Source organism: Pseudomonas sp. GP01-A4 (assembly GCF_058780865.1).
The window spans coordinates 227,932-253,174 of the sequence record NZ_JBYSWF010000001.1 but is presented as its reverse complement, the minus strand read 5'-3'; the positions used below and the strand labels follow the sequence as shown (position 1 = coordinate 253,174).

The following is a 25,243-nucleotide window of genomic DNA, read 5'->3' as shown; positions in this document are numbered from 1 at the left end:
TGGGCAAAACACAAAGGGATTGCCTTATGTGCCTGATTGTTTTCGCCTGGCGGCCGGGCCACGCCCAGCCGCTGATCGTCGCGGCCAACCGTGATGAATTTTATGCCCGGCCCAGTTTGCCGTTGGCCCAGTGGCTGGATGCGCCCCATGTTTACGCGGGCAGGGACCAGGAAGCGGGCGGGACCTGGCTGGGAGTTGGCGCAGACGGGCGCTTTGCGGCGCTGACCAATATCCGTGACCCGCACCAGCCGCCGGCGCGCAAGTCGCGGGGTGAGTTGGTGGCGCGCTTTCTCAGCGGTTCGCTGTCGATTGACGACTATTTGGCCGACGTTAATGGCAGATCGATTGAATATGCCGGGTTTAACCTGCTGGTCGGGACGCGGGACGAGCTTTGGCATTACAACGCCAAGGAATCTGCGCCGACACCATTGGTGGCGGGGGTTTATGGGTTATCCAATGCAGGGCTGGATACGCCGTGGCCGAAGTTGTTGAAGGCCAAGGCGGCGCTGACAGAAGTGCTGGACGATCCGCAGCCTGAAGCCTTGCTGGGGATTTTGAGCGACCCGCAGACCGCGCCGTTTGCTGACTTGCCGGATACCGGCGTGGGCTTGGCGACGGAGAGTTTGCTGTCGAGCGTGTTTATTGCCAGCCCCAGCTACGGGACGCGGGCGAGCACGGCGCTGATTGTGAATGCCGACGGGACACGGCATATCGTGGAGCGCAGTTTTGGGCCGTATGGCGGACAGTTGGGTGAAGTTGAACTCAAAATCTGAACCTCACGCAAATCAAATGTGGGAGCGGGCTTGCTCGCGAAGGCGGCGTGTCAGCCAATACATAAGCTGACTGATGCACCGCTTTCGCGAGCAAGCCCGCTCCCACATTTCGATTGGGGACAGGCTCTGAAATCCGGTTAGAGGCTCTTTGCAGACGCCGGGTTGATCATCCGCGCCAACCCAAGGTTCTTCAGCGCCAATTGCAGCGAGCTGTGGATAACTTGCGGGTTGTCGATAGTCATCAACTCCGCCAGCAGCTCCTTGGCCCGGCTCAGGTTGATCTGGCGCAGCATCCATTTCACCTTCGGCAAGTTGGTGGCGTTCATCGACAGGCTGTCAAAGCCCATCGCCATCAACAGCACAGCCGCCGCCGGGTCACCGGCCATCTCGCCGCAGATACTCACCTGCTTGCCTTCGGCATGGGCATCGCGCACCACGTTCTGCAAGGCTTGCAGCACCGCCGGGTGCAGGTAGTCGTAGAGGTCGGCCACCCGCGGGTTGTTGCGGTCCACGGCCAGCAGGTACTGGGTCAGGTCGTTGGAGCCCACCGACAGGAAGTCCACCTGCCGCGCCAGCTCCTTGGCCTGGTACACCGCCGCCGGAATCTCGATCATCACGCCAATCGGCGGCATCGGCACGTCGGCGCCTTCGTCGCGCACTTCGCCCCAGGCCCGGTGGATCAGGTGCAGGGCTTCTTCCAACTCGTGGGTGCCGGAGATCATCGGGAGCAGGATGCGCAGGTTGTTCAGGCCTTCGCTGGCCTTGAGCATCGCGCGGGTCTGGACGAGGAAGATTTCAGGATGGTCGAGGGTAACGCGAATACCGCGCCAGCCGAGGAAGGGGTTGTCTTCCTTGATGGGGAAATACGACAGTGACTTGTCGCCGCCAATGTCAAGGCTGCGCATGGTCACCGGTAACGGATGGAAGGCGGACAGTTGCTCGCGATAAATCGCCAGCTGCTCCTTCTCACTCGGAAAACGCTGGTTGATCATGAACGGCACTTCGGTGCGGTACAGGCCCACCCCTTCGGCGCCGCGCTGTTGTGCACGTGCCACGTCCGCCAGCAGGCCGGTGTTGACCAGCAGCGGTACGCGGTGGCCGTCGAGGGTCACGCACGGCAGTTCCCGCAGGGCGTCGAGGCCCTGGGACAGCTGGCGTTCTTCTTCCACCACTTCGGCGTATTGCTTGCGCAGCACTTCGCTGGGGTTGGTGTAGACCTCGCCGTGGTAGCCGTCGACGATCATTTCGATGCCGTCGACCTTGGAATACGGCAGGTCCACCAGACCCATCACCGTCGGAATGCCCATGGCCCGAGCCAGGATCGCGACGTGGGAGTTGCCCGAACCCAGTACCGAGACCAGGCCCACCAGTTTGCCTTCCGGCACTTCGCCGAGCATGGTGGCGGTCAGTTCTTCACTGATCAGGATGGTGTTGTCGGGGTACACCAACGTGGTCGAGCGCTCTTCCTGCAGGTAGGCCAGCAGACGGCGACCGAGGTCCTTCACGTCCGAGGCGCGCTCGCGCAGGTAGGCGTCGTCCATCAATTCAAAACGGTTGACGTGATCGGTGACCACCTGGCGCAGCGCGCCCTGGGCCCACTGGCCGGTCTTGATCACGTCCTTGACTTCGCTGCCCAGGGACGCGTCGTCGAGCATCATCAGGTACACGTCGAACAACGCCCGCTCTTCAGGCCGCAGCTGGGTGGCCAGCTTGGTCGAGAGGGTGCGCATGTCATTGCGTACGCCTTCGAGGGCGGTCTTGAACAGGATGATTTCAGCGTCGATGTCGGTGACGGTCTTGTCCGGCACCACGTCCAGGTCGGCGGGCGGCAGCATGACCACGGCGGTACCGACAGCAGCACCCGGCGAACCCGGCACGCCGACGAACTTGGCTTCCTGGATGCCCTTGCCCTGGCGCCCCAGGCCGCGAATCGAACCGGTGGCCTCGGCGTGGGCGATAACCCCGGCGAGCTGCGCGCTCATGGTCACAAGGAAGGCTTCTTCACCTTCGTCGAACTGGCGGCGTTCTTTCTGCTGGATGACCAACACGCCGACAACGCGGCGGTGGTGAATGATCGGCGCACCGAGGAACGAGGCGTAGCGCTCTTCACCGGTTTCGGCAAAGTAGCGATAACGCGGGTGATCGGCCGCGTTTTCGAGGTTCAGGGGTTCTTCACGCGTCCCCACCAGGCCCACCAGACCTTCATTGGGCGCCATGCTGACCTTGCCGATGGAGCGCTTGTTCAAGCCCTCGGTGGCCATCAGGACAAAACGGTTGGTCTCGGGGTCCAGCAGGTAAACCGAGCAGACCTGGCTGCCCATGGCTTCCTTGACGCGCAACACAATAATCCCCAACGCCGCCTTGAGATCCTTGGCGGAGTTAACTTCCTGGACGATCTTGCGCAGCGTATTGAGCATGGCTCGGGGTCGAACTCCGTCGTCAGTCGCGCGCTAAAAGGCGCGGGGCAAGCTCTTTAAGAGCGCGACGATAAACCTCGCGCTTGAATGTCACCACCTGGCCCAACGGATACCAATAACTGACCCAGCGCCAGCCATCGAACTCCGGTTTACCGGTCAAATCCATCCGCACCCGCTGCTCGTTGGAGATCAGGCGCAGGAGAAACCATTTCTGTTTCTGGCCGATGCACAGCGGTTGGCTGTGGGTACGCACCAGACGTTGCGGCAAACGATAGCGCAACCAGCCTCGGGTGCAGGCCAGAATTTGCACATCTTCACGTTCAAGGCCTACTTCTTCGTTCAACTCACGGTACAAGGCGTCTTCAGGGGTTTCGTCGGGGTTGATTCCACCTTGAGGAAACTGCCAGGCATCTTGGTTGATACGGCGAGCCCATAGCACCTGTCCGGCATCATTCGTAAGAATAATCCCGACATTAGGACGGAAACCATCGGGGTCGATCACGGCAACAACCTCGCAAACGCATGTCACCGCATTGTTCCACAAAGATTGATACAGCGGCAACGAGGCTGCTTACCTTATGTGCACTCTTGTGAAAAGACCGTATTCTGGACGCCTTTTTACAGACTTTTCAGCGAGTAACTGCAATGCGCCTGGCTTTATTCGACTTGGACAACACGCTTTTGGGGGGTGACAGCGATCACGCCTGGGGCGATTACCTCTGTGAACGCGGGATTCTCGACGCGGTGGCCTACAAGGCCCGCAACGACGAGTTCTACCAGGACTACCTGGCCGGCAAGCTGGATAACGCCGAGTACCTGAACTTCTGCCTGGAAATCCTCGGCCGCACCGAGATGGCCCAGCTGGATGAATGGCATCGCGACTACATGCGCGACTGCATCGAGCCGATCATGCTGCCCAAGGCAGTTGAGTTGCTGGCCAAGCACCGGGCGGCGGGCGACAAGCTGGTGATCATCACCGCGACCAACCGTTTTGTGACCGCGCCGATTGCCGAGCGACTGGGGGTTGAAACCTTGATTGCGACGGAATGCGAGATGCAGGATGGCCGTTACACCGGGCGCAGTACGGATATCCCGTGCTTTCGCGAGGGCAAGGTGACGCGCTTGAATCGCTGGCTGGAAGAGACCAGGTTTAGCCTGGAGGACAGTTACTTCTATAGCGATTCGATGAATGACCTGCCGCTGCTGGAGCAGGTGACGCATGCAGTGGCAGTGGATCCGGATCCGAATCTGCGGGCTGAGGCTGAGAAGCGTGGTTGGCCGGTGATTAGCCTGCGCGGCTAAAGATCGTTCCCACGCTCCGCGTGGGAATGCATCACTGGACGCTCTGCGTCCGCTCTTGGGACGCGGAGCGTCCCGGGCGGCGTTACCACGCGGAGCGTGGGAACGATCATCTAGACGGGCTTGGACCCCATCAACCCGGCAATCGCCACAAACCCCACCAGGCTCACCACCGCCAGCGCCACGGTAAAGTTCAAACTCCCCGCCCCGCCCAGCCGCAGCCGATTAAGCCGCACCACCAGCCAGAACCAGCTCAGCGCCGCCACGGTGTAGATCACGCTGGAACCCAGGATCCAGGTTTGCCCCAGCGGCCAGCCGATCAGGTGCGCCAGCCACCAGCCGGTGAACGGCATGCTCACCACGCAAATGCCCATCAACAACCACACAAACACCCACGGCCGCTGCACGGTATAGGCCGGCCCCGCGCTGCGTTTGCGCCAGGCCAGCACTGCCAGGGCGAGGCCGCTGAGCAGCAGCAACACCGTGGCCGCGATGTGGATAACTTTAAGGGTGGTCAGCGTTTCCATGTTCTCGATTCCTTGAAGGCCGCCCAGTCAGCGTAGTCGCTCAACCGAGGAACAGCTGGTAGGCCGGGTTATCACTTTCATCCCAGTACGGGTAGCCAATGGCCTCCAGCGCCGCCGGCACCAGGTGACGCTCGTCCGCCGGTACTTGCAGGCCCGCCACCACGCGCCCATCGGCGGCGCCGTGGTTGCGATAGTGGAACATCGAGATGTTCCAGCGCCCGCCCAATTTGTTAAGGAAGTTGAACAGTGCCCCCGGACGTTCCGGGAATTCGAAGCGGAACACCACCTCGTCGCTGACGTGCGCCGCATGGCCGCCGACCATATGGCGGATGTGCAGCTTGGCCAGTTCGTTTTCCGTCAGGTCCAGCACCGGGAAACCCTGGCTGGTGAGGCTGGCGATCAGCGCGCTGCGCGGGTCGTTTTCCGGGTGGGTCTGCACGCCGACAAAGATGTGCGCCTCGCGGCATGAGTGGTAGCGGTAGTTGAATTCGGTGATCTGGCGCTTGCCCACGGCTTCGCAAAAGGCCTTGAAGCTGCCCGGTTTCTCGGGGATGGTCACGGCGATGATGGCTTCGCGGCCTTCCCCCAGCTCGGCGCGCTCGGCCACATGGCGCAGGCGGTCGAAGTTGACGTTGGCCCCGGAATCGATGGCCACCAGGGTTTGCCCGGTGATGCCACGGGTCTCGACGTATTTCTTGATACCCGCCACGCCCAGGGCGCCGGCGGGTTCAGTGATCGAGCGGGTGTCGTCGTAGATGTCCTTGATCGCCGCGCAGATTTCATCGGTGCTGACGGTGATCACTTCATCCACGTAGTCCTTGCAGATGTCGAAGGTGTGCTGGCCGATCTGCGCCACCGCCACGCCGTCGGCGAAGATGCCCACGGTAGGCAGTACCACGCGCTCGCCCGCCGCCATGGCGGCTTGCAGGCAGTTGGAGTCGTCTGGCTCGACGCCGATGATCTTGATCTCGGGCCGCAGGTATTTCACGTAGGCCGCGATACCGGCAATCAGGCCGCCGCCGCCCACCGGGACGAAAATCGCGTCCAACGGCCCCGGGTGCTGGCGCAGGATCTCCATCGCCACGGTGCCCTGCCCGGCAATGGTGTGCGGATCATCGTAGGGGTGAATGTAGACGTAGCCTTTTTCGTCGACCAGCTTCAGCGAATACGCCAGGGCTTCCGGGAAAGAATCCCCATGCAGCACCACTTTGCCGCCACGGGAACGCACGCCTTCGACCTTGATCTCGGGGGTGGTCTTGGGCATCACGATGGTGGCCTTGACCCCCAGCACCTTGGCCGCCAGGGCCAGGCCCTGGGCATGGTTGCCAGCCGAAGCGGTGACTACGCCGCGCGCACGTTCTTCGGCGCTCAGTTGGGTCAGCTTGTTATAGGCACCGCGAATCTTGAACGAGAACACCGGCTGCAAGTCTTCGCGCTTGAGCCAGACCTTGTTGCCCAGCCGCTCGGAGAGCTGGCGGGCGGTCTGCAGCGGGGTTTCTACGGCAACGTCGTAAACGCGCGAGGTGAGGATCTTTTTGACGTACTGTTCAAGCATCGGAAAGCATCACTGGGCGGGTTGGGCAGGGCCAAGGAGTCTAACCCAGCGTTTGGCCGGGCGACCACACGAAAACCTAGGTTTTGTTGGGTTATACTCGCGCCCCTCTTTACTCCCCGCCCGTTCCGGAGCCCGCATGACCCAGGATCAACTCAAACAGGCAGTGGCCCAGGCCGCCGTCGATTTAATCCTTCCTAAACTCGACGATAAAAGCATCGTCGGTGTCGGCACCGGTTCCACCGCCAATTGCTTTATCGATGCGCTGGCCCTGCACAAGGGCGCGTTCGACGGCGCGGTTGCCAGCTCCGAAGCCACCGCTGCGCGGCTCAAGGGCCACGGTATTCCGGTGTACGAGCTGAACACCGTCAGCGACCTGGAGTTCTACGTCGACGGCGCCGATGAAAGCGACGCACATCTGAACCTGATCAAGGGTGGCGGCGCAGCCCTGACCCGCGAGAAGATCGTCGCGGCCGTGGCCAAGACCTTCATCTGCATCGCCGACGCCAGCAAACTGGTGCCGGTACTCGGCGCGTTCCCGCTGCCGGTGGAAGTGATCCCGATGGCCCGCAGCCACGTGGCCCGCGAACTGGTGAAACTGGGCGGCGACCCGGTGTACCGCGAAGGTGTGCTGACCGACAACGGCAACATCATCATCGACGTGTTCAACATGCAGATCACCAACCCGGTGGAACTGGAGCGCCAGATCAACGCGATCGTCGGCGTCGTCACCAACGGTTTGTTTGCGGCCCGTCCGGCTGACGTACTGCTGCTGGGCACCCCGGAAGGCGTAAAAACGCTTAAGGCGTAATGCAAAACCCGTGTGGGAGCGGGCTTGCTCGCGAATGCGCAGTGTCAGTCACTGAATATGGCGCCTGATACACCGCATTCGCGAGCAAGCCCGCTCCCACATTTGTTCTGCACATGACTCAAGACTTGGTTTTTTTGAATACATAGAAAAGATTGGGCTCACTGACCATGTACAACGTGCCGTCGTTGTCCATGGCGATCCCCTCGGCCTGAGGCACGCGCTGCTTCAGGCCATGGCGCCCCTTGAGCAGCGACAGGCTGCTCAGGGGGCGACCGTCGATATCCAGTTCCAGCACCAAAAATGACTCATCCGACAGCGCCAGCAGATGACCGCTGCGCTCGTCGTATTGCAGGCTCGACAGGTCGCGCACAAACAACCCTGCATCGCGCTTGGGGTTGTTGATCACGTGCACCGAGTAGGTTTTTTCCGGTTTGAAATGCGGAAAGCCGTGGACCTCGTAGATCAGCATCGGGTCGCGTTCCTTGGCCACAAACAGGCGCTTGCCCACCGAGTCATAGGCCAGGCCTTCGAAGCCCTTGTTGCCGCCCAGGTGCACGCCGAGGGTCATTTGCTCGGCGTCGGCGGCATCGAGGAATTGGGTGTCGTCATCCACATGGACCTTGATCAGCCGCTGCTGGCGTTCGTCGCTGATCACGTAGGTGTTGTCGCTGATGTACTCCACGGCCTCGGCATCGCCAAACCCCACCAGCGCAATGCGCCGCAGGATTTTGCCGTCCAGGGACAGTTCGACCAGCTCAGCGTTCTTGTTGGTCACGGTAAACAGGCTGTTGCGCACCGGATCAAAGGTCAGTGCCGAGACATCATCGTTGAGGCCGTCGATCACCTGCGCCTCCAGGGCCACCCGGTAATCCCCAAGGCCAATGGAGTGCTCCCCGGCGGGATTGCGCCAGGATTGCCAGTTGAACCAGGCACGCTCGAACAGGCGCAATTGCTGGGCAACCACACCGCACGCCACCAGGGCGATCAGGATCAGGATAAAAAAAGCAGGTTTGGGGCGGGCAAGTCGACGCATCGGGCGGGGCTCAGAGTAAAAACTGGCGAATGAATATCACGGTCGCCTGAATTTAAACTTAAACGCCCCGGGTGTCTGGCGGATGCCGCAGATAGAGAGAAATCTGACGTAATCGAACTACTGCGCCTGCTTCTCGAAGCGATAGAACAGGTTCGGCTCGCTGACCATGTACAGCGTGCCGTTCTCGTCCATGGTCACGCCTTCGGCACGGGGAATGGTGTTCTTCAAGCCATTGAAGCCGCCGAGCAAGGTCATGAAGCTGACCTGCTCGCCCTTCTCGTCCAGTTCCAGCAACAGATGGGAGTCCGCCGACAGCGCCAGCAGGTGGCCGGTACGTGGGTCGACGGTCAGCGCCGACAGGTTGCGCATGTCCAGTTCAGTGCTGGCGAGCTTTTGCTTGGCGCCGGAGAGGGTCTGGCTGCCGTCGCTTTTCCAGGTGAACAGGGCCGGTGGGCGCTCTTCGCCGAGGATCAGCTGTTGGTTGCGCTTGTCCCAGGTCACCGCCTCAAAGGCTTTGTTCTGGTCCTTGGACGGGCCCAGGTCATAGGACGGGAAGTCGGCTTTGTTCAACTGCTGGGTCTGCGGGTCGACCTTGACGATGGTCAGGCTGTGCTGGCGCTCATCGACCACGGCCATCAGGCCGTTTTCCATCATGGTCACGCCTTCCGGGTTGTTCCAGCCGTTGAGCGGCATCTTGCGCAGCACGTCGCCTTGCAGGGTCAGTTCAACCAGGAACGGGTTCTTGCCCATCACCGAGAACAGGGTCTTGGTCAGCGGGTTGTAGGTGAGGTCCGAGGCTTCGTCCTTCTCCATGCCAGGCAGCAGCTTGGCGTCGATCACCGCGTGGTAGTCCGGGAGCCAGACGCTTTCCAGGCGCTCGGCCGGGGTTTCGAAGCCCTCCGCCACCCACAGCACGCCGCGGTCGTCCCAGTGCATCGCCCAGGCCACGCCGTAAATGATCGCGCCGGCGAGGAACAGCCAGGAATACCAGCGCATGGCAAGGCGTGAACGAAACGTGGGTTTTACGGATGGGAGAGGCACGGCCATTACGCTTTCCAGAAAGTCAGCTTTAGGGGATAGCACAGGATCACAAGGTCCGCGCGCAGGAGGCTGAGGATTATCCGGATGGGGTGTGAAAAAAATGCAAAAACCCGATTGGGTGGCAGTACACAGATCAAATGTGGGAGCGGGCTTGCTCGCGAATGCGGAGTATCAGTCACTGAATCTGTCACTGATACACCGCTTTCGCGAGCAAGCCCGCTCCCACATTTTTGACCGCGTTTCGCCAGGTATTCAGCGAACGCTGCTTTCGAAGCGGCTCACACCCGGCAATTCCAGCACCAGCTCGTCACCCACATTCAGCGGGCCCACGCCTGCCGGCGTACCGGTGAGGATCACATCCCCGGCCTGCAACGAGAAGCAGCCGGCCATGTACTGGATCATCGGGATGATCGGGTTGAGCATGATCGCGCTGTTGCCGTCCTGGCGCACTTCGCCGTTGATGGTCAGGCGGATGCCGATATCCGTCACATCCGGGAAAGTGCTGCCGACCACGAACGGGGCAATCACCGCAGCACCGTCAAACGACTTGGCGATTTCCCACGGCAGGCCCTTGGCTTTCAGCTCGGCCTGTTTGTCCCGCAGGGTCAGGTCCAGGGCCGGGGCGAAGCCGGAGATGGCGTCCAGCACTTCCTCGCGGCTCGGCTTGGCCGACAACGGCTTGCCGATCAACACCGCGATTTCCGCTTCGTAATGCACCGAACCGCGCTCGGTAGGGATGGCAAAACCGCCTTCCAGTGCCACTACGCAACTGCCAGGCTTGATAAACAGCAGCGGCTCGGTCGGTACCGGGTTATCCAGTTCCTTGGCGTGTTCGGCGTAGTTACGCCCGATGCACACCACCTTCCCCAGGGGAAAGTGAATATTGGTGCCGTCGACATACTTGTGCTGGTAGCTCATGGACCGACTCCTTCAGGGACTGTTAAACAGCGAAAATCTTGCCCGGGTTCATGATCCCGTTCGGGTCGAACACCGCTTTCACTGCCTTCATGTATTCGATTTCAACCGGCGAACGGCTGTAGGTCAGGTAATCGCGCTTGGTCATGCCCACGCCGTGTTCGGCGGAGATCGAGCCGTTGTACTTCTGCACGGTCTCGAACACCCACTTGTTGACGGTGGCGCACTTGGCGAAGAACTCGTCCTTGCTCAGGTTTTCCGGCTTGAGGATGTTCAGGTGCAGGTTGCCGTCGCCGATGTGGCCGAACCAGACGATTTCGAAATCCGGGTAGTGTTCGCCGACGATCGCGTCGATTTCCTGCAGAAAGGCTGGCACTTTCGACACAGTCACCGAAATGTCGTTCTTGTACGGCGTCCAGTGGGAGATGGTCTCGGAGATGTACTCGCGCAGCTTCCACAGGTTGTGCAGTTGGGTTTCGCTCTGGCTCATCACGCCGTCCAGCACCCAGCCCTGCTCGACGCAGTGTTCGAACGTGGCCAGGGCATCGTTGGCCACTTCTTCGGTGGTCGCTTCAAATTCCAGCAGCGCGTAGAACGGGCAGTCGGATTCGAACGGCGCCGGCACGTCGCCACGACCGAGGACTTTGGCCAGGGCCTTGTCGGAAAAGAATTCGAAGGCGGTCAGGTCCAGCTTGCTCTGGAAGGCGTGCAACACCGGCATGATCGAGTCGAAATCGGTGGTGCCGAGCACCATCGCGGTGAGGTTTTTCGGCGCCCGGTCCAGGCGCATGGTCGCTTCGACCACAAAGCCCAGGGTGCCTTCAGCGCCGATGAACAGCTGGCGCATGTCGTAGCCGGTGGCGTTCTTGATCAGGTCTTTGTTCAACTCCAGCAGGTCGCCCTTGCCGGTGACGACTTTCATACCGGCGACCCAGTTACGGGTCATGCCGTAGCGAATGACCTTGATCCCGCCGGCATTGGTGCCGATATTGCCGCCAATCTGGCTGGAACCCGACGAGGCGAAATCCACCGGGTAGTACAGGCCTTTTTCTTCGGCGACGTTCTGCAATTGCTTGGTGACCACGCCCGGCTGGCACACGGCGGTGCGGTCGGTGAGGTTCACGTCGAGGATCTGGTTCATATAGTCGAACGACACAACCACTTCGCCATTCGCAGCGACGGCAGCGGCCGACAGGCCGGTACGGCCACCGGACGGCACCAGCGCGACCTTGTGCTCATTGGCCCAACGGACGATGGCCTGCACCTGCTCGGTGGTCTTCGGGAAGACGATGGCCACCGGGGCCGGCGCGAAATGCTTGGTCCAGTCCTTGCCATAAGCCTCAAGGGAGTCAGCATCGGTCAGGACCTTGCCAGGCTCAACCAGGGTCTTCAGCTCATCAATCAGGGCAGGATGGGTCATCGACAGAACTCTCGAACAATTCATGGTCATCCTGAGAACGCTTCACGTCGCAGGAATGGGTGTTTAGCGGGGCACGTATGCTAGCATACCGCCCCCGCAGGATAGTGCCCAAGGGCGTTCTGCGGTGACGGCTTTCCTGCCGTCCGGGTCAGCTTGCGCTGCTCGATTCCCTGCCATTTTTCTCCGGGATACAGGTTTACGCAGATGAGCAAGACTTCTCTCGATAAGAGCAAGATCAAGTTCCTTCTTCTGGAAGGCGTCCACCCATCGGCCGTCGAAGTCCTGAAGGCCGCCGGGTACACCAGCATTGAGTACATCACCAGTTCTCTGCCGGAAGCCCAGCTCAAGGAAAAGATCGCCGACGCGCACTTTATCGGCATTCGCTCCCGCACTCAGCTGACCGAAGAGATCTTCGATCACGCCAAGAAGTTGGTAGCTGTCGGCTGTTTCTGCATCGGCACCAACCAGGTCGACCTCAACGCAGCGCGCGAGCGCGGCATCGCGGTGTTCAACGCACCGTACTCCAACACCCGCTCCGTTGCTGAGCTGGTATTGGCAGAGGCGATCCTGTTGCTGCGCGGTATTCCCGAGAAGAACGCTTCCTGCCACCGTGGCGGCTGGATCAAGAGCGCAGCCAACTCCTTCGAAATCCGCGGCAAGAAGCTGGGTATCGTCGGTTACGGCTCGATCGGCACGCAGTTGTCGGTACTGGCCGAAGGCCTGGGCATGCAGGTGTTCTTCTACGACACCCTGACCAAGCTGCCATTGGGTAACGCCACTCAGGTGTCGAGCCTGACCGAGCTGCTGGGCATGTCCGACATCGTGACCCTGCACGTACCGGAAACCGCTGAGACCCAGTGGATGATCGGCGAGAAGGAAATCCGCGCCATCAAGAAGGGCGGGATCCTGATCAACGCTGCACGCGGCACCGTGGTCGAGCTGGACGCCCTGGCCGACGCGATCAAGGACAAGCACCTGATCGGCGCCGCCATCGACGTGTTCCCGGTAGAGCCGCGCTCTAACGACGACATCTTCGAAAGCCCGCTGCGTGGCCTGGACAACGTGATCCTGACCCCGCACATCGGCGGCTCCACCGCTGAAGCCCAAGCCAACATCGGCCTGGAAGTGTCGGAGAAACTGGTCAAGTACAGCGACAACGGTACGTCGGTGTCCTCGGTCAACTTCCCGGAAGTGGCTCTGCCGGCGCACCCTGGCAAGCACCGTCTGCTGCACATCCACCAGAACATCCCTGGTGTGATGATGGAGATCAACAAGGTCTTCGCGGAAAACGGCATCAACATTTCCGGTCAGTTCCTGCAGACCAACGAGAAAGTCGGCTACGTGGTTATCGACGTAGACGCCGAGTATTCGGACCTGGCGCAAGAGAAGCTGCAACACATCAACGGCACTATCCGTAGCCGCGTGTTGTTCTAATCGTTAAACGCGCATAAAAAAGGGAGACCCTCGGGTCTCCCTTTTTTTGTCTGAACAAATCTTACTTGACGTTAACCGTGATGACTTTCGAGGCTACAGTCGGGTTGAACTGCATGTGCAGTTTGTCGCCGGCTACCAGTTGCAGCGTGTGCTTGCCTGGGGTGAGGGTCAGCTCGGTTTCGGTCTGGGCCTTGCCGTAGTGGATCACGGTGTCGGTGGCCGGGATCGGCACGCTGGCATCCGGCAACTCTTTCTGGTCGATCAGCAGGTGGTGGTGGCCGGTGCCCGGGTCCTGACTGGTGGCCGGGGCCAGTTTCAGACCTTCCATGCCGAATTTCACGGTGAAGGTTTTATCGACGGTGGCGCCATCTTTGGGCGACACGATGAACACTTTGGCACCTTCTGGTGGAGCGCTGCGCGGGATGCCATCAGCAGCGGTCGCCAGCATCGAAGCGCCCAGCAATAGGCTGGCCAGGGTTGCACGGGTCAAAAAGGCTTTCATTCACTTCTCCAGTTTTTCCGGGAAATCTGTAGGGTTATGACAACTTCGCGACAAATTGCTGTCCAAGGCATTCAACACCATAGCAAAGCGAGCCTGAACAACGCTTCGCTCATTCGAATTCTTTAGGAGCGACCATGCGTTTCCTGCCTGGCCTGTTACTTTTACTGCCCCTTGCAAGTCCCTTGGCCCATGCCGAACTGATCGACGATGTATTTGACCGCGGGGAACTGCGCATCGCAATGGAAGCCAACACCCCGCCCTTCAACTTCAAGGAAGGCGACAAACTCACCGGTTTTGAAGTGGAGCTGGGTGAGTTGCTGGCCAAGGAAATGGACGTACGTCCCTCCTTTATCACCGTCGATGCCGCCGAGTTGCTGCCCGGCGTGGAAAGCGCCAAGTACGACGTGGCCATCAACCATATCGCTATGACTCCTGAACTGGCGGATCGTTTCGACTTCAGCGAGCCCTACAGCTACTCCAGCGCACAGCTGATCGTGCGCAAGCAGGAACAGCGCCCGCTGGGCAGCTTTGCGGCGCTCAAGGGCAAGGCGTTGGGCGTGGCCCAGGGCAGCCAGTTTGTGGAGCAGGCGCGCACCGCCGAGGGCGTTGATTTGCGCAGCTATGCCGATGCCAGGCAGCCGATCAAGGACGTTGCCGATCAACAGATCGATGCCGCCATCAGTGATCGGCTGCTGATTCCCTACGCGATTCGCGACAGCCAGCTGCCGGTGAAGGAAGGCGCAGACGTCGGCCCGACGCTGAGCCTGGCGATTCCGTTCCAGAAGGGTAACCCGGCGTTCAAGGCCAGCCTGGACAAGGCCCTGCAACGAGTGAAGGCCGATGGCCGGCTGGCGGCGCTGTCGGAGAAGTGGTTCGGGATGGATGCGAGCAAGCCGGTGAAAAAGGCCGAATAAACGACTCGGTCAATGTGGGAGCGGGCTTGCTCGCGAATGCGGTGGCTCGGCTTGAGCATCGGGTGACTGACACTGCGCTTTCGCGAGCAAGCCCGCTCCCACATGTTGATCTATGTCGGGCTTGAGCATTTTGCCAGGGCCGCTGCCGCTTCGGGCAATTCCAGCTCACTGAACACCAGCACCCCATGGCGCTTGAGCAACGCCGCCGTCACGCCTTCGCCCGTGACCTTCACGCCGGTGAAGGTACCGTCATAGGTCAGCAGATTGCCGCACGACGGGCTGTTGGCCTTGAGTACGGCGACGCGGATATTGTGACGCTGTACCAGCGCCAATGCCTGGCGGGCGCCATCGAGGAAGGCTTCGCTGAAGTCTTCCCCCTGGGCCGTCAGCACCTGGGCGCGGCCTTCCCACACGTCAATCCCCTGCCCGCCCGGGATTTCGGCAGACGGCCGTGGCGTCGGCAAGCCACCCGCCACTTCCGGGCACACGGCAACCACCCGGCCTTCGGCCTGCCACGCGGCCAGTTGGTCGAAAGGCCCGCTGGCCCCTCCGTCGTAGCGTACCCGGTGCCCCAGCAGGCAGCGGCTGACCAGAATCTTTTGCATCATCAAAACGGCTCGTTGCCCCGCCGGCGAAACCAGCCAGTGAGGGACAGGCGTTCGCGGGTGGCGGGCATGACTTCATGGGGGATTTCCCCCGACAGGAATACCACCAGGCAACCGCCGGTGGGCACCACATCGTATTCGACGTCGCCCTTGAGGTACATGCGCAACTGGCCGCCATGTTCCGGCAGCCAGGCGTTGTTCAAGTAGATCACCGCCGACACCATGCGCCGGTCGTCATCGCGAAAACGGTCCACATGCTTGAGGTAAAACGCCCCCGGCGGGTACATCGCGAAGTGGCTTTCGAAGTCTTCCAGGCCCAGGAACAGGCCACGGTTCATCGCCACCCGCAGGCTGTCCATCAGCTCCAGGTAGTTATCGCAGGCCACCACCTCGCCCGGCTCCAGCCACTGGATATGGTCACCCCGGATGCCCTCGCGAATCTCCTGGGAAGGCCCCCGTCCGACCGCCGCGGGCGCCAATTCACCTTCGGCGGCGCGTTTTTGGCACTCAGCCGCCAGTTCGAGGGTCAGTGCCTCGGGCAGGAAGATATTCTGCTGCGACCAGCCTTGTGCGGCCAGGTCATCGACAATGCGTAACAGCAGCGGGTGATCGGAGGGTATGGGCATGGCGCGCATAGTATCCATACGCCTGTGAATCCGACAGAGCCGCCGAGCGTCTGAATACACTTTAGTCAGGTGACCGATAGGATTTCTCGACAAATCCTACGCCCGACACGGACAATAGTGGCCGACTGACAGGAGTCCATATGCGTCGTTTGTTTTTTTCCTTGCTGATGTTCTGCGTTTTGCCCGCCTGGGCAGACAGCCATGACCAGTTGTACAAGGTCGCCGGCTGGGCAGACCAGCGCGCGCATTTTAATGACGCCCTCAGTGCCGCCCAGCAACGCTACCGCAACAGCCTGCCGCCGGCGGTGTATCAGGCGCTGGTGGACAACAGCAATAAACGCTTCGCGCCCCAGTCGGTAGACCAGCGCGCCGAAGCGCAACTGCGCAAGAATTTGGCGGACCCTAAGCCGGCACTGGCCTTCTTCCAGTCGCCGCTGGGCCGCAAGATTGTCGCCGCCGAGTTGCTGGCCACCCGCCGCGATCAACTGGCGAAGAACGCCCAGGGCTTGCCGCACATGGAAGCCGATGCCACCCGCAGCCTGATCATCGGCCACCTGGCCCAGGCCTTGCCTGCGCGGGAAGCCGGGGCTGAAGTCAGCCTGGCGATTGCCGGCGTGGCGGCCGACAGCTTGAGCCAGATGATCCCCGGGCTGTTGGGCGGCGGCCAGGCGCAGGGCATGTTGAACGGCCAGCGTGAGCGCCTGATGCAGCAGATTGGCAATGATCTGAACAACACGCTGTTGTACGTCTACCGGGATTTGTCCGACCCGGAGCTGGAAGAGTTCGCGACGTTCGCGGAGTCGCCGGAGGGCAAGGCGTACTACAAGGCGGCACTGGCGGCGATTCGCGCCGGGCTGGCGGTCGGCCAAAGCACCTCAAGCCTGGCGCAGTAACCCTGTGGGAGCGGGCTTGCTCGCGAAGACGGTGTGCCAGTCACTGGTTATGCTAACTGATCGACCGCCTTCGCGAGCAAGCCCGCTCCCACATTTGGATTGCGTTATTTCAGGTGGTCGGTGAGAAACCCGAAGTATTGCTGCCGAATCTCCGGAATCTCATTCGCCAAGTGATGCCTGCCACGCGGCAGCATCAACACCTCCGGTTGGTCGAACTTGCTGCGCAGCACCTTCAGGTTGTGCTGCCAGTCCACCGTCATGTCTTCCTCACCCTGCACGATCAACGGCCGCCGCGTGCTGCGTGGCGCCGCTTCAACACGTTTGATCCAGCGCGCCAGGGCGCCCACCCAGGCAGTCGGCAACTGCCGTGGCTGCAATGGGTCGGCCTCCAGGAACGGCTTGAACTGCGGGTCGTTGGTGTTATCGCTGAAGCGCCGGGCAATGCCTTTGACGAACGGCCGGAGCAGGTAATAACTGAGCTGCGACCAGCCCCAGGCGCGGGGCCGCACCAGCGGTGACAACAGGAACGTCTTGCCCTGGGCCGGGCTGTCGACGCCATGGCTAAGCAGGTGATCCACCACAATCGCGCCGCCGGTGCTTTGCCCGAACAAGTGCCACGGCTGCGGCAACTGCAGCGCCTTGGCCTGTTCAAACAACGCCTGCACCACGTCCTGGTACACCGCAAAGTCATCAATGCTGGCCCGCTCGCCGCTGGACAGGCCGTGGCCCGGCAAGTCGCAGGCGATCACCACAAAACCCTGGTCCAGCGCCCAGTCCACGGCATGCCGGTACAGGCCCATATGGTCGTAGAAGCCATGGAACAGGAACATCGTCGCCACCGGCACCGGTGGCCACCACACCTGGCAGACCACGTCGAACCCATCCACCGCAAACCGCCCCAGGCGGCTTGTCGCGGGCACCTTGCGGGCAGCGAGGTCCAGGCCGTAGAAGCGCTGGTAGACCCGGGCCTCGGCTGAAAGCGGCTGCGCGTCCACCAGTGGGCGCAAGCTTTCGCGTAGATGATCAGGGTCAAACGTAACGGGCATAAGAACTTCCAGACTGTGGCTTCAACGCATTGAACAGATGAATATCGAGCCGCGATATTCATCTGTCAGGGCAAGCATGGCAAGCTACGCGTCCTCCGAGGATTGATCCAAATGCGACAGCCCTACCGCACCACCCTCTTCGCCAGCCTGATCGTGATCATTTGCGCCGGGGTGTTGTGGGCGGCGTATGACTGGTTCCAGGGACGCTACCTGCGGGCATTCAGTGAGCATACGGCGGTGTTTTCCGGTGACAGCCTGAGCCTGCCGGCCGAGCTTGCCGGCCCGGGCCCGATCCGCCTGGTGCACTTCTGGGACCCCGCCTGCCCGTGCAATGTCGGCAACCAGCAGCACCTTGGCGAGTTGATCGAGCAGTACGCCCCCCAGGGCGTGGAGTTCTATTCCCTGCAGAAAGCCGGCAGCCACGGGCAGTTGCCCGCCACCCTGGGCTCGATGAAGGCCCTCAAGGCCGTGCCCGGTGCCCAGCATCTGCCGGCCAGCCCTGCCGTGGGCATCTGGGACCGCAGCGGCAAGCTGGCGTATTTCGGGCCCTACAGCGAAGGGTTGACGTGTAACTCCAGCAACAGCTTTATCGAGCCGATCCTGCAAGCCCTCGAAGGCGGACGCGAGGTCAATGCGACCCACACCCTGGCGGTGGGCTGTTATTGCGAGTGGAACGGGGAAACGTCTCCACCCTGACTCGGCAAGCTGAACAGATGCTGTTCGTTCGACAAACTCGAACAACTGTATCGGCACGCTCCTGTATCGTAAGCAACTAGCCGTACAAGCAGACGACACGGGAACACATGAGCCAATTAACCATCATCCTCTGGATACTCAACGTCATCGTTGATACGTCCGGCCAGTTGGCGTTCAAAGCCGCAGCCTCAGCCAGCGCCGAGCATGACGGCATGGCCCACTGGCGCCATATGCTCAAGCGTCCGTGGATCTGGCTGGGCATCATCTGCTATGTGTTCGAATTCGTGCTGTGGCTGGCCTTCCTGACACTGGTGCCGTTGTCGGTCGGGGTGATGCTGGGCTCCATCAATATTGTCGTGATCATGATTGCCGGGCGTTTCCTGTTCAAGGAAAGCCTGAGCAAATGGCGGTTGATCGGCATCATGCTGATCGCCTGTGGCGTGACCGTCGTGGGGTTCGAGTAATGAAACGGTTTTATATCCTCGGTTTTCTGTCGCTGATCATTTTCGATACCTTGGCGCAGGTCAGTTTCAAGTTCGCCTCGATTCATGCCGAACCGCTGACGATGGACGCCGCCTGGTTGATCCGCGTGTTCGGTGCGCCATGGATCTACGGCGCATTCGTGGGCTACATCGGCGCGTTTTTCACCTGGATGACGCTGTTGAAATACGCCCCGGTGGGCCCGGCGTTTGCGGCCTCCCACCTGGAGCTGATCAGCGTGACGCTGATCTCCGTGTGGCTATTCAATGACACCTTGACCCTGCCCAAGGTCGTCGGCGGCGCGCTGATCATTGCGGGCATCCTGTGCCTGGCGCGCAGCGAAGACAAAGAATGCAAGACCGTCGAGGCCGAACCCTCGCAGACGCTGGCGTCATGACGCCCGTTGTCAGCCAGCGGGAGATTCCGCCAACGGCGGGGCTTCCCCTGCGCTGGCAGGACTTGTTCAACCGCTCGGGCGACCTGGCCCGCGACCTGGCCCGACAGCTCGACATCCCGCTGCCGGCCCTGCCCTGCTCCGGCACCGCCGCGCTGATCATGGCGCTGCGGGTGTTGCAGCAGCGCACGCCGGGGCGCACCGAGCTTATCGTGCCGGCCTATACCTGCCCGCTGGTGGCCCTGGCGGCCCATCACTGCCCGCCTTTGCGCGTGGTAGCGTGCGATCTGCAGCCCGGCAGCATCGACCTGGACGAACACCAGCTGGCGCAGCTGTGCAACCAAAACACCTTGGCGATCGTCGTCACTCACCTGGCCGGGCGTGTGGCGGATGTGGAGGCTGCCAAGCGCATTGCCGAGCCACTCGGCATTGCGGTGATCGAAGACGCCGCCCAAGCCATGGGCGCACTGGATGATGGAAAAAGCGTCGGACTGAAAGGCGACATCGGCTTTTTCAGCATGGCGCTGGGCAAAGGCCTGACGACGGCTGAAGGCGGTGTGTTATTCAGCCGGGATCCGGTGCTGCATCAGGCGTTGCACCAGCAATGCCGGCAGGACTTGCCCTTCAGCCTGCGCTGGGAAGTGCAACGCAGCGCCGAGCTGTGGGGCTATGCCGCGGCGTATCAGCCCCGCGGGCTGAAGTACGTGTACGGCAAACCGCTGCGGGCGGCGCTGGCGCGGGGCGATGAAGTGGCGGCGGTGGGCGATGATTTTTCCGTCAACGATATTCCGTTGCACCGGTTGGGCGGCTATCGCCAGAAGGTCGGCGCCGCAGCCCTGGCACGCTTGCCCGAGCATTTGCAGCAAGGCCGCCTGCGGGCCTTGCGTCGCGTGGCGCAGCTGAGCAGCTTGCCCGGCGTGTCGGTGTTGACCGACAGCCCGGGCCAGCAAGGCACCTGGCCGTTCCTGATGGTGGTGATGCCCAGCGCACAAACCCGCGATACCGCGATGGCGCAGCTGTGGACGGCAGGCCTGGGCGTGACCCGCCTGTTCATCCACGTATTGCCGGGCTACCCGGCACTCACCCCGCTGTTACAGCAAGGCGCCGATGTCCCCCGCGCGCAAAGCTTCGCCGCCCAGACACTGTCGATCAGCAATAGCCACTGGCTGACGGACGAGCTGTTCGAGCACGTGCTGGATCATCTGCGGCGGATTCTTAAACGCTAGGCCCAGCTTTGATCGATACGGGTCAACAAGCGCGCATTCAGCTCATTCTGCTGCTGTTGCCAGATCACCACCTGGTTCTCCGGCAGCTCTTCCTGGCCATCCGACGCACTCAGCCAGCGCTTGAACTTGCTCTGGTAGTGGTAGGCGGACACGTCGCCGGTAATGTCCGCGCCAATAATGCTGCCGTGGCAGGCGTCGATCAGCGCATTCAAATGCCTCTCCAGAAACTCGCCCTGGTCCCAATTGGTATTCACCACCTGCGGGCTCAGCACGTCTTTGTCGATGGAGAGATACACCGGCAGCGAAGGGTCGAGCTGCGCCAGGAACGCGCTCATCAACTCGTCCGCGCTGGTGAATGCACGATTGCTGCGGCCTGCGCCGATCCAGTTCAACCAACGGGTATCGACGTTGGTGTTCCAGTAGGTCAGCTTGCGTTTCACCAGCGGCGACCAGTGATTCTCCCAGGCGTGCTTGAGGGAAATGTCCGGCGAGCCAATGCCCAGCACGTGAACGTGCTCGACCTGCGGCAGGCGGCTGGCCCAGTAGACCCAGGACCCACAATGGATACCAAACGGATAACGCATGTTGTCCGGGTGGTTATCGCAAATGATCAACTGGATCTTTTGCTGGGTGGGAAGACGGTTCAACAACAGCTGGCTGAGGTGGTGATAATCACCGCTGCCGGTAAACACACAGCCGTAGTCGCTGGGCATCTGCGCGTGCAGGGAGCTCTCCAGCTCCTTGAACTGCGCCCAGCGGCAGCCGAAACGGATTTTCTCCTGCCAGGCTTGCAACGGCAGGGTAAGGGCGCCGGGAATGTTATTCACGGCCCCGTCAAAATCGAGGATCAATGCGGGACGGGCCTGGCTCATGCGGTTTGCTCCTGCTGCCACTGGGTATCGCTTTCAAAATGGTGCCGGAAACGGTTCATCACTTTGCGCAGCAGCGGGTTCCTCACCCACACCAGATGGCGGGTAAACGTGAACTTGGCGCCGAGGCTGGACTTGACCTGTGGGTCGGTCCACCCCGCGACATAAAACTGCAGGCCCTTTTCCAGGGCGAACTCCAGGTTCACAAACCAGCTGACGAAGTACAGGTTGTGCTCCAGCGCCAGCGGGTAGTTCAGGCCGATGTACTTGTCGAGCAACTTGCCGTCTTGCTGGTAGCACAGGTTATAGCCAACCAGTTCGTCTTCGTCCCAGTAGCAGAACACATGCCCGCCGCTGTCGGCATCTGTGAGCAACTGGATGAAGAATTCGGGCGTGAGCAAGTCGAAGTGGATTTCGCTCTGTGCGTACACCGCCTTGTACAGCCGATACAGTTCCTGCTGCCATTGCTCATCGCTGAAGCGGGCATCGCCGGTGTCCAGGATCTCGATGCGCAGCTCATCACGGCTGCGCAGCTTGCGGCGGATATTGCGGCGACGGCTGTGGGACAACCGCGACAGATACTCATCCGTCGAGCTGAAGTCGATCGGTACATAGGCCAGCGCCTGGCCCTCTACATTGATGAATCCGCGCTGGGTGCAGGCCTCGATCAACGCGTGTGCGTAGCGATTGTCCTCAACGCTGAGCAGCGGAGAATCCAGCGGCACATCCTTGACGATGGTGAGCTTGCGTTGCGGTGCACACTCCTGTTGCAGCCATTGCGCCATGTCCTGTGGCGGTACGTTCAGCGGGAACGGGGAATATTCGCTGACCGTGGTGCCGATAAAACAGGTGTCGATATGCAGCCATGACTGCCACAAACGGTACCCCGGCCAACTGCGCAGGCGGCTACGCAGCTCATCGTCGGCGGTGGTCTGCAGGTCGAACCGGGTGAAAAAGTACGGCAGTCCCTGTACTGACAGCTGGGCAGTGAAACCCACCGGCGGGTATCGCAAAAAATTGCTGATCAGCGATGGCGTTTCCATGCAGCAGGCATAAGGCACCTGTGCACGGCTGGGATCTGTCATAAATTGCATTCCGAAAGTGATAGCAAAGGCGCGCCCGGATGACGGGGTGAATCATCGCGCCGCTGGTTTCATGTAACAGAGTAAACATAATACTCCGCCCACCCGCGGCCCACTTCAGAACCCCCACTTCATGCAGCTCAGGTTCAGGGAGCACGAACCCGAGAGCATTTTCCGCAGCGCTCGCCAAACCCACTAAACTGCCCGAATCTTCACGGTGACCGACTAATAAGGGACAACCCATGAAACGCATCCTGACCGCGCTGGCCATCCTGCTCGCAGCCCTTATGGTTGGCGCCGGCTGGTACGTGTACAGCAAGCAGCCGACTCGCCAGGGCACGGTGGAGCTGGCCCACCTGCAAGGCTCGGTCACCGTGCGCTACGACGACCGAGGCGTGCCGCATATCCGCGCCGAGAATGAGACCGACCTGTACCGCGCCCTCGGCTACGTGCATGCCCAGGACCGGTTGTTCCAGATGGAGATCATGCGGCGCCTGTCCCGTGGCGAGCTGGCCGAGGTGCTGGGGCCCAAATTGCTGGAAACCGACAAACTGTTCCGCAGCCTGCGCATTCGCGAGCGCGCCTTGAGCTACGTCGAACACATGGACCATGAGTCTGCGTCCTGGAAGGCCCTGCAAGCCTACCTGGACGGGGTCAACCAGTATCAGGACAGCCACGCCAAACCCATGGAGTTCGACGTACTGGGCATCCCCAAGCGTCCGTTTACCGCCGAAGACACCATCAGCGTCGCCGGCTACCTGGCCTACAGCTTTGCCGCCGCCTTTCGTACCGAACCGTTGCTGACCTACGTCCGCGATCAACTGGGCAACGATTACCTGAAGGTCTTCGACCTCGATTGGCAACCCAAGGGCGCACTGAACCTGGCAGCCGGTGACTGGAAAGACCTCGGCGCCATCGCCCAGTTGAGCGAACAGGCCATGGCCGACAACGGCCTGCCGCAGTTCGAAGGCAGCAACGCCTGGGCCATCAGCGGCAGCCGCACCAAGAGCGGCAAGCCGTTGCTGGCGGGTGACCCGCATATCCGCTTCTCGGTGCCATCGGTGTGGTACGAGGCGCAGCTGTCAGCGCCGGGCTTCGAGCTTTACGGTTATCACAACGCGCTGGTGCCGGTGGCGTTCCTGGGCCACAACAAGGATTTCGGCTGGAGCCTGACCATGTTCCAGAACGATGACCTCGACCTGATCGCCGAGAAGGTCAACCCGGACAACCCCAACCAGGTCTGGTACCACGACAAGTGGGTGGATATGACCAGCAGCGAGCAACAGATCGCGGTCAAGGGCCAGGACCCGGTGACCATGACCCTGCGCACCTCGCCCCACGGCCCGATCATCAATGACGTGCTCGGCGAAAACGCCGGCAAGACGCCGATTGCCATGTGGTGGGCATTCCTGGATACCGAAAATCCGATCCTCGACGGTTTCTATCAGCTCAACCGTGCCGATACCCTCGCCAAAGCGCGTGCGGCGGCGGCCAAGGTCCAGGCGCCTGGCTTGAACATCGTATGGGCCAATGCCAAGGGCGATATCGGCTGGTGGGCGGCGGCGCAATTGCCGATCCGCCCGGCCGGGGTCAACCCGGGCTTTATCCTCGACGGCAGTACCGCCCAGGCGGACAAGCTCGGTTTCTACCCATTCAGCGCCAACCCCCAGGAAGAAAACCCGGCCCGCGGTTATGTGGTGTCCGCCAATGCCCAGCCCGCGTCACCCACCGGCATGCCGATCCCCGGGTATTACAACCTGGCAGACCGTGGCCAGCAGTTGAACGCGCAACTGAGCGACAACAGCGTGAAATGGGACGTGGACAACAGCCAGGCCTTGCAGCTCGGCACCACCACCGCCTACGGCCCACGGCTGCTGGCACCGCTGCTGCCGGTGCTGCGTGACGTGGTCAAGGACCCGGCGCAGTTGAAGCTGGTGGAGCAACTGGCAGCCTGGAAAGGCGATTACCCGCTGGACTCCACCAGTGCCACGCTGTTCAACCAGTTCCTGTTCAACCTCACTGACGCGGCGTTCCACCCGAAACTGGGCGATGGGATGTTCAAGACCTTGCTCACCACTCGGGTAGTGGACGCAGCCTTGCCGCGCCTGGCCGCTTCAGCGGATTCGCCGTGGTGGGATGGCCACCGCGCCGAGACCGTCAAGCTTGCCTGGGACAACAGCCTGCAACACCTCAAGGCGACCTTTGGTGAGGATCCATCGCAGTGGCAATGGGGCAAGGCCCACACCCTGACCCACGGCCATCCACTGGGCTCGCAGAAGCCGTTGGACAAGATCGTCAACGTAGGCCCGTTTGCCGCTCCCGGCACCCATGAAGTGCCCAACAACCAATCCGCACAGATCGGCCCGGCGCCGTGGCCGGTGACGTACGGGCCGTCGACCCGACGCCTGATTGATTTCGCCGATGCCGCACATGGGCTGACCATCAACCCGGTCGGGCAGAGTGGTGTGCCGTTCGACAAGCACTATTCCGATCAGGCGGAGACGTACATCGAAGGCGGGTATGAGCAGGCGCATTTTAATGATGAGGAAGTGACGGCGAATACTCGTAGTACGCTCAAGCTGTTGCCGGCCCGGACACCGCAATAACTGAAGAAACAAAAAACCAATGTGGGAGCGGGCTTGCTCGCGAATGCGGTGGATCAGTCAATACATCTGGTGACTGACACTC

The 25,243-nt window shown here is 61.3% G+C and carries 25 protein-coding genes; 11 read left to right on the top strand and 14 right to left on the bottom strand.

Features of this window, described 5'->3' with window-relative positions:
* Positions 1-26 precede the first annotated feature (26 nt).
* Complete coding sequence (locus AC3WKX_RS01195) at positions 27-773, top strand: NRDE family protein (protein ID WP_003213826.1); 747 nt, start codon at positions 27-29, stop codon at positions 771-773.
* A 137-nt stretch (positions 774-910) separates the two neighbouring features.
* Here the strand turns inward: AC3WKX_RS01195 and ptsP are convergent, their stop codons facing one another.
* Together ptsP and AC3WKX_RS01185 are read right to left on the bottom strand one after the other, a co-directional pair.
* On the bottom strand, positions 911-3,190 hold the full coding sequence (gene ptsP, locus AC3WKX_RS01190) for a phosphoenolpyruvate--protein phosphotransferase (RefSeq protein ID WP_003213828.1): 2,280 nt from the start codon (positions 3,188-3,190) through the stop codon (positions 911-913).
* Positions 3,191-3,212: 22 nt separating this feature from the next.
* Positions 3,213-3,692 carry an RNA pyrophosphohydrolase gene (locus AC3WKX_RS01185; RefSeq protein WP_003176750.1) on the bottom strand — a complete coding sequence of 160 codons (480 nt, stop codon included), beginning with the start codon at positions 3,690-3,692 and terminating at the stop codon, positions 3,213-3,215.
* A 143-nt stretch (positions 3,693-3,835) separates the two neighbouring features.
* Between AC3WKX_RS01185 and AC3WKX_RS01180 the strand changes: the two genes are divergently transcribed.
* A complete protein-coding gene (locus AC3WKX_RS01180; protein WP_102604104.1) occupies positions 3,836-4,492 on the top strand; it encodes a histidinol-phosphatase in 657 nt (218 codons plus the stop codon).
* Between the two features lie 110 nt (positions 4,493-4,602).
* Here the strand turns inward: AC3WKX_RS01180 and AC3WKX_RS01175 are convergent, their stop codons facing one another.
* Positions 4,603-5,016 carry a DUF2269 family protein gene (locus AC3WKX_RS01175; protein WP_102604103.1) on the bottom strand — a complete coding sequence of 138 codons (414 nt, stop codon included), beginning with the start codon at positions 5,014-5,016 and terminating at the stop codon, positions 4,603-4,605.
* Between the two features lie 40 nt (positions 5,017-5,056).
* Positions 5,057-6,571 (bottom strand): threonine ammonia-lyase, biosynthetic, encoded by a 1,515-nt coding sequence (gene ilvA / locus AC3WKX_RS01170; protein WP_102604102.1) that lies wholly within the window; start codon positions 6,569-6,571, stop codon positions 5,057-5,059.
* A gap of 136 nt (positions 6,572-6,707) precedes the next feature.
* Here ilvA and rpiA point away from each other — a divergent pair, with 136 nt between their 5' ends.
* Positions 6,708-7,379, top strand: a complete 672-nt coding sequence (gene rpiA, locus AC3WKX_RS01165; protein ID WP_008438935.1) for a ribose-5-phosphate isomerase RpiA — start codon at positions 6,708-6,710, stop codon at positions 7,377-7,379.
* 118 nt (positions 7,380-7,497) lie between these two features.
* On the opposite strand, the gene AC3WKX_RS01160 is transcribed toward rpiA, so the two are convergent.
* The 4 genes from AC3WKX_RS01160 to AC3WKX_RS01145 all read right to left on the bottom strand — a co-directional run bounded on the left by AC3WKX_RS01160 (position 7,498) and on the right by AC3WKX_RS01145 (position 11,788).
* Complete coding sequence (locus tag AC3WKX_RS01160) at positions 7,498-8,412, bottom strand: SdiA-regulated domain-containing protein (protein ID WP_003213837.1); 915 nt, start codon at positions 8,410-8,412, stop codon at positions 7,498-7,500.
* A gap of 117 nt (positions 8,413-8,529) precedes the next feature.
* Complete coding sequence (locus AC3WKX_RS01155; protein WP_003213840.1) at positions 8,530-9,459, bottom strand: SdiA-regulated domain-containing protein; 930 nt, start codon at positions 9,457-9,459, stop codon at positions 8,530-8,532.
* Positions 9,460-9,705: 246 nt separating this feature from the next.
* A complete protein-coding gene (locus AC3WKX_RS01150) occupies positions 9,706-10,371 on the bottom strand; it encodes a fumarylacetoacetate hydrolase family protein (RefSeq protein WP_003213842.1) in 666 nt (221 codons plus the stop codon).
* 22 nt (positions 10,372-10,393) lie between these two features.
* A complete protein-coding gene (locus tag AC3WKX_RS01145) occupies positions 10,394-11,788 on the bottom strand; it encodes an FAD-binding oxidoreductase (protein ID WP_102604101.1) in 1,395 nt (464 codons plus the stop codon).
* A 204-nt stretch (positions 11,789-11,992) separates the two neighbouring features.
* Here AC3WKX_RS01145 and serA point away from each other — a divergent pair, with 204 nt between their 5' ends.
* Positions 11,993-13,222 carry a phosphoglycerate dehydrogenase gene (gene serA, locus AC3WKX_RS01140; RefSeq protein ID WP_003213846.1) on the top strand — a complete coding sequence of 410 codons (1,230 nt, stop codon included), beginning with the start codon at positions 11,993-11,995 and terminating at the stop codon, positions 13,220-13,222.
* Positions 13,223-13,283: 61 nt separating this feature from the next.
* On the opposite strand, the gene AC3WKX_RS01135 is transcribed toward serA, so the two are convergent.
* On the bottom strand, positions 13,284-13,724 hold the full coding sequence (locus AC3WKX_RS01135; protein ID WP_003213848.1) for a DUF4399 domain-containing protein: 441 nt from the start codon (positions 13,722-13,724) through the stop codon (positions 13,284-13,286).
* A 134-nt stretch (positions 13,725-13,858) separates the two neighbouring features.
* Between AC3WKX_RS01135 and AC3WKX_RS01130 the strand changes: the two genes are divergently transcribed.
* On the top strand, positions 13,859-14,638 hold the full coding sequence (locus AC3WKX_RS01130) for a transporter substrate-binding domain-containing protein (protein ID WP_003213851.1): 780 nt from the start codon (positions 13,859-13,861) through the stop codon (positions 14,636-14,638).
* A gap of 110 nt (positions 14,639-14,748) precedes the next feature.
* Here AC3WKX_RS01130 and AC3WKX_RS01125 read toward each other — a convergent pair whose 3' ends face one another.
* A complete protein-coding gene (locus AC3WKX_RS01125) occupies positions 14,749-15,243 on the bottom strand; it encodes a 2-thiouracil desulfurase family protein (RefSeq protein WP_063033885.1) in 495 nt (164 codons plus the stop codon).
* 2 nt (positions 15,244-15,245) lie between these two features.
* Complete coding sequence (locus AC3WKX_RS01120; RefSeq protein WP_003213854.1) at positions 15,246-15,878, bottom strand: 2OG-Fe(II) oxygenase; 633 nt, start codon at positions 15,876-15,878, stop codon at positions 15,246-15,248.
* Between the two features lie 131 nt (positions 15,879-16,009).
* Here AC3WKX_RS01120 and AC3WKX_RS01115 point away from each other — a divergent pair, with 131 nt between their 5' ends.
* Positions 16,010-16,762 (top strand): DUF2059 domain-containing protein, encoded by a 753-nt coding sequence (locus AC3WKX_RS01115; protein WP_008438922.1) that lies wholly within the window; start codon positions 16,010-16,012, stop codon positions 16,760-16,762.
* Between the two features lie 104 nt (positions 16,763-16,866).
* Here the strand turns inward: AC3WKX_RS01115 and bipL are convergent, their stop codons facing one another.
* Entirely contained in the window at positions 16,867-17,808 is a 942-nt protein-coding gene (bipL, locus tag AC3WKX_RS01110) for a phospholipase BipL (RefSeq protein ID WP_102604100.1), read from the bottom strand.
* A gap of 111 nt (positions 17,809-17,919) precedes the next feature.
* On the opposite strand from bipL, the gene AC3WKX_RS01105 reads away from it, so the two are divergent.
* From AC3WKX_RS01105 to AC3WKX_RS01090, 4 genes are all read left to right on the top strand, one after another.
* Positions 17,920-18,504 (top strand): DUF6436 domain-containing protein, encoded by a 585-nt coding sequence (locus tag AC3WKX_RS01105; protein WP_003213861.1) that lies wholly within the window; start codon positions 17,920-17,922, stop codon positions 18,502-18,504.
* Between the two features lie 107 nt (positions 18,505-18,611).
* Positions 18,612-18,968, top strand: coding sequence for an EamA family transporter (locus AC3WKX_RS01100; RefSeq protein ID WP_003213864.1), 357 nt, complete (start codon positions 18,612-18,614; stop codon positions 18,966-18,968).
* Complete coding sequence (locus tag AC3WKX_RS01095; RefSeq protein ID WP_102604099.1) at positions 18,968-19,381, top strand: DMT family transporter; 414 nt, start codon at positions 18,968-18,970, stop codon at positions 19,379-19,381. The genes AC3WKX_RS01100 and AC3WKX_RS01095 overlap by 1 nt, the downstream gene beginning before the upstream one ends.
* Entirely contained in the window at positions 19,378-20,604 is a 1,227-nt protein-coding gene (locus tag AC3WKX_RS01090) for a DegT/DnrJ/EryC1/StrS family aminotransferase (protein ID WP_102604098.1), read from the top strand. Before AC3WKX_RS01095 ends, AC3WKX_RS01090 begins: the two co-directional genes overlap by 4 nt.
* On the opposite strand, the gene AC3WKX_RS01085 is transcribed toward AC3WKX_RS01090, so the two are convergent.
* Both AC3WKX_RS01085 and AC3WKX_RS01080 read right to left on the bottom strand, forming a co-directional pair.
* Positions 20,601-21,476, bottom strand: coding sequence for a hypothetical protein (locus tag AC3WKX_RS01085; RefSeq protein ID WP_102604097.1), 876 nt, complete (start codon positions 21,474-21,476; stop codon positions 20,601-20,603). The genes AC3WKX_RS01090 and AC3WKX_RS01085 overlap by 4 nt on opposite strands.
* Positions 21,473-22,558, bottom strand: coding sequence for a GNAT family N-acetyltransferase (locus AC3WKX_RS01080; RefSeq protein ID WP_102604096.1), 1,086 nt, complete (start codon positions 22,556-22,558; stop codon positions 21,473-21,475). The genes AC3WKX_RS01085 and AC3WKX_RS01080 overlap by 4 nt, the downstream gene beginning before the upstream one ends.
* Before the next feature lie 239 nt (positions 22,559-22,797).
* Between AC3WKX_RS01080 and AC3WKX_RS01075 the strand changes: the two genes are divergently transcribed.
* Complete coding sequence (locus tag AC3WKX_RS01075) at positions 22,798-25,161, top strand: penicillin acylase family protein (RefSeq protein ID WP_102604095.1); 2,364 nt, start codon at positions 22,798-22,800, stop codon at positions 25,159-25,161.
* Positions 25,162-25,243 lie beyond the last annotated feature (82 nt).

Excerpts from the sequence above, each read along its gene's own strand:
- AC3WKX_RS01150 (WP_003213842.1), bottom strand. The coding sequence starts at position 10,371 with ATGAGCTACCAGCACAAGTATGTCGACGGCACCAATATTCACTTTCCC.
- rpiA (WP_008438935.1), top strand. The coding sequence starts at position 6,708 with ATGACCCAGGATCAACTCAAACAGGCAGTGGCCCAGGCCGCCGTCGAT.
- AC3WKX_RS01130 (WP_003213851.1), top strand. The coding sequence starts at position 13,859 with ATGCGTTTCCTGCCTGGCCTGTTACTTTTACTGCCCCTTGCAAGTCCC.
- AC3WKX_RS01125 (WP_063033885.1), bottom strand. The coding sequence starts at position 15,243 with ATGCAAAAGATTCTGGTCAGCCGCTGCCTGCTGGGGCACCGGGTACGC.
- AC3WKX_RS01175 (WP_102604103.1), bottom strand. The coding sequence starts at position 5,016 with ATGGAAACGCTGACCACCCTTAAAGTTATCCACATCGCGGCCACGGTG.
- AC3WKX_RS01155 (WP_003213840.1), bottom strand. The coding sequence starts at position 9,459 with ATGGCCGTGCCTCTCCCATCCGTAAAACCCACGTTTCGTTCACGCCTT.
- AC3WKX_RS01075 (WP_102604095.1), top strand. The coding sequence starts at position 22,798 with ATGAAACGCATCCTGACCGCGCTGGCCATCCTGCTCGCAGCCCTTATG.
- AC3WKX_RS01080 (WP_102604096.1), bottom strand. The coding sequence starts at position 22,558 with ATGACAGATCCCAGCCGTGCACAGGTGCCTTATGCCTGCTGCATGGAA.
- ptsP (WP_003213828.1), bottom strand. The coding sequence starts at position 3,190 with ATGCTCAATACGCTGCGCAAGATCGTCCAGGAAGTTAACTCCGCCAAG.
- AC3WKX_RS01090 (WP_102604098.1), top strand. The coding sequence starts at position 19,378 with ATGACGCCCGTTGTCAGCCAGCGGGAGATTCCGCCAACGGCGGGGCTT.
- AC3WKX_RS01135 (WP_003213848.1), bottom strand. The coding sequence starts at position 13,724 with ATGAAAGCCTTTTTGACCCGTGCAACCCTGGCCAGCCTATTGCTGGGC.
- AC3WKX_RS01095 (WP_102604099.1), top strand. The coding sequence starts at position 18,968 with ATGAAACGGTTTTATATCCTCGGTTTTCTGTCGCTGATCATTTTCGAT.
- AC3WKX_RS01085 (WP_102604097.1), bottom strand. The coding sequence starts at position 21,476 with ATGAGCCAGGCCCGTCCCGCATTGATCCTCGATTTTGACGGGGCCGTG.
- AC3WKX_RS01180 (WP_102604104.1), top strand. The coding sequence starts at position 3,836 with ATGCGCCTGGCTTTATTCGACTTGGACAACACGCTTTTGGGGGGTGAC.
- AC3WKX_RS01120 (WP_003213854.1), bottom strand. The coding sequence starts at position 15,878 with ATGCGCGCCATGCCCATACCCTCCGATCACCCGCTGCTGTTACGCATT.
- serA (WP_003213846.1), top strand. The coding sequence starts at position 11,993 with ATGAGCAAGACTTCTCTCGATAAGAGCAAGATCAAGTTCCTTCTTCTG.
- AC3WKX_RS01105 (WP_003213861.1), top strand. The coding sequence starts at position 17,920 with ATGCGACAGCCCTACCGCACCACCCTCTTCGCCAGCCTGATCGTGATC.
- AC3WKX_RS01160 (WP_003213837.1), bottom strand. The coding sequence starts at position 8,412 with ATGCGTCGACTTGCCCGCCCCAAACCTGCTTTTTTTATCCTGATCCTG.
- bipL (WP_102604100.1), bottom strand. The coding sequence starts at position 17,808 with ATGCCCGTTACGTTTGACCCTGATCATCTACGCGAAAGCTTGCGCCCA.
- AC3WKX_RS01195 (WP_003213826.1), top strand. The coding sequence starts at position 27 with ATGTGCCTGATTGTTTTCGCCTGGCGGCCGGGCCACGCCCAGCCGCTG.
- AC3WKX_RS01115 (WP_008438922.1), top strand. The coding sequence starts at position 16,010 with ATGCGTCGTTTGTTTTTTTCCTTGCTGATGTTCTGCGTTTTGCCCGCC.
- ilvA (WP_102604102.1), bottom strand. The coding sequence starts at position 6,571 with ATGCTTGAACAGTACGTCAAAAAGATCCTCACCTCGCGCGTTTACGAC.
- AC3WKX_RS01100 (WP_003213864.1), top strand. The coding sequence starts at position 18,612 with ATGAGCCAATTAACCATCATCCTCTGGATACTCAACGTCATCGTTGAT.
- AC3WKX_RS01145 (WP_102604101.1), bottom strand. The coding sequence starts at position 11,788 with ATGACCCATCCTGCCCTGATTGATGAGCTGAAGACCCTGGTTGAGCCT.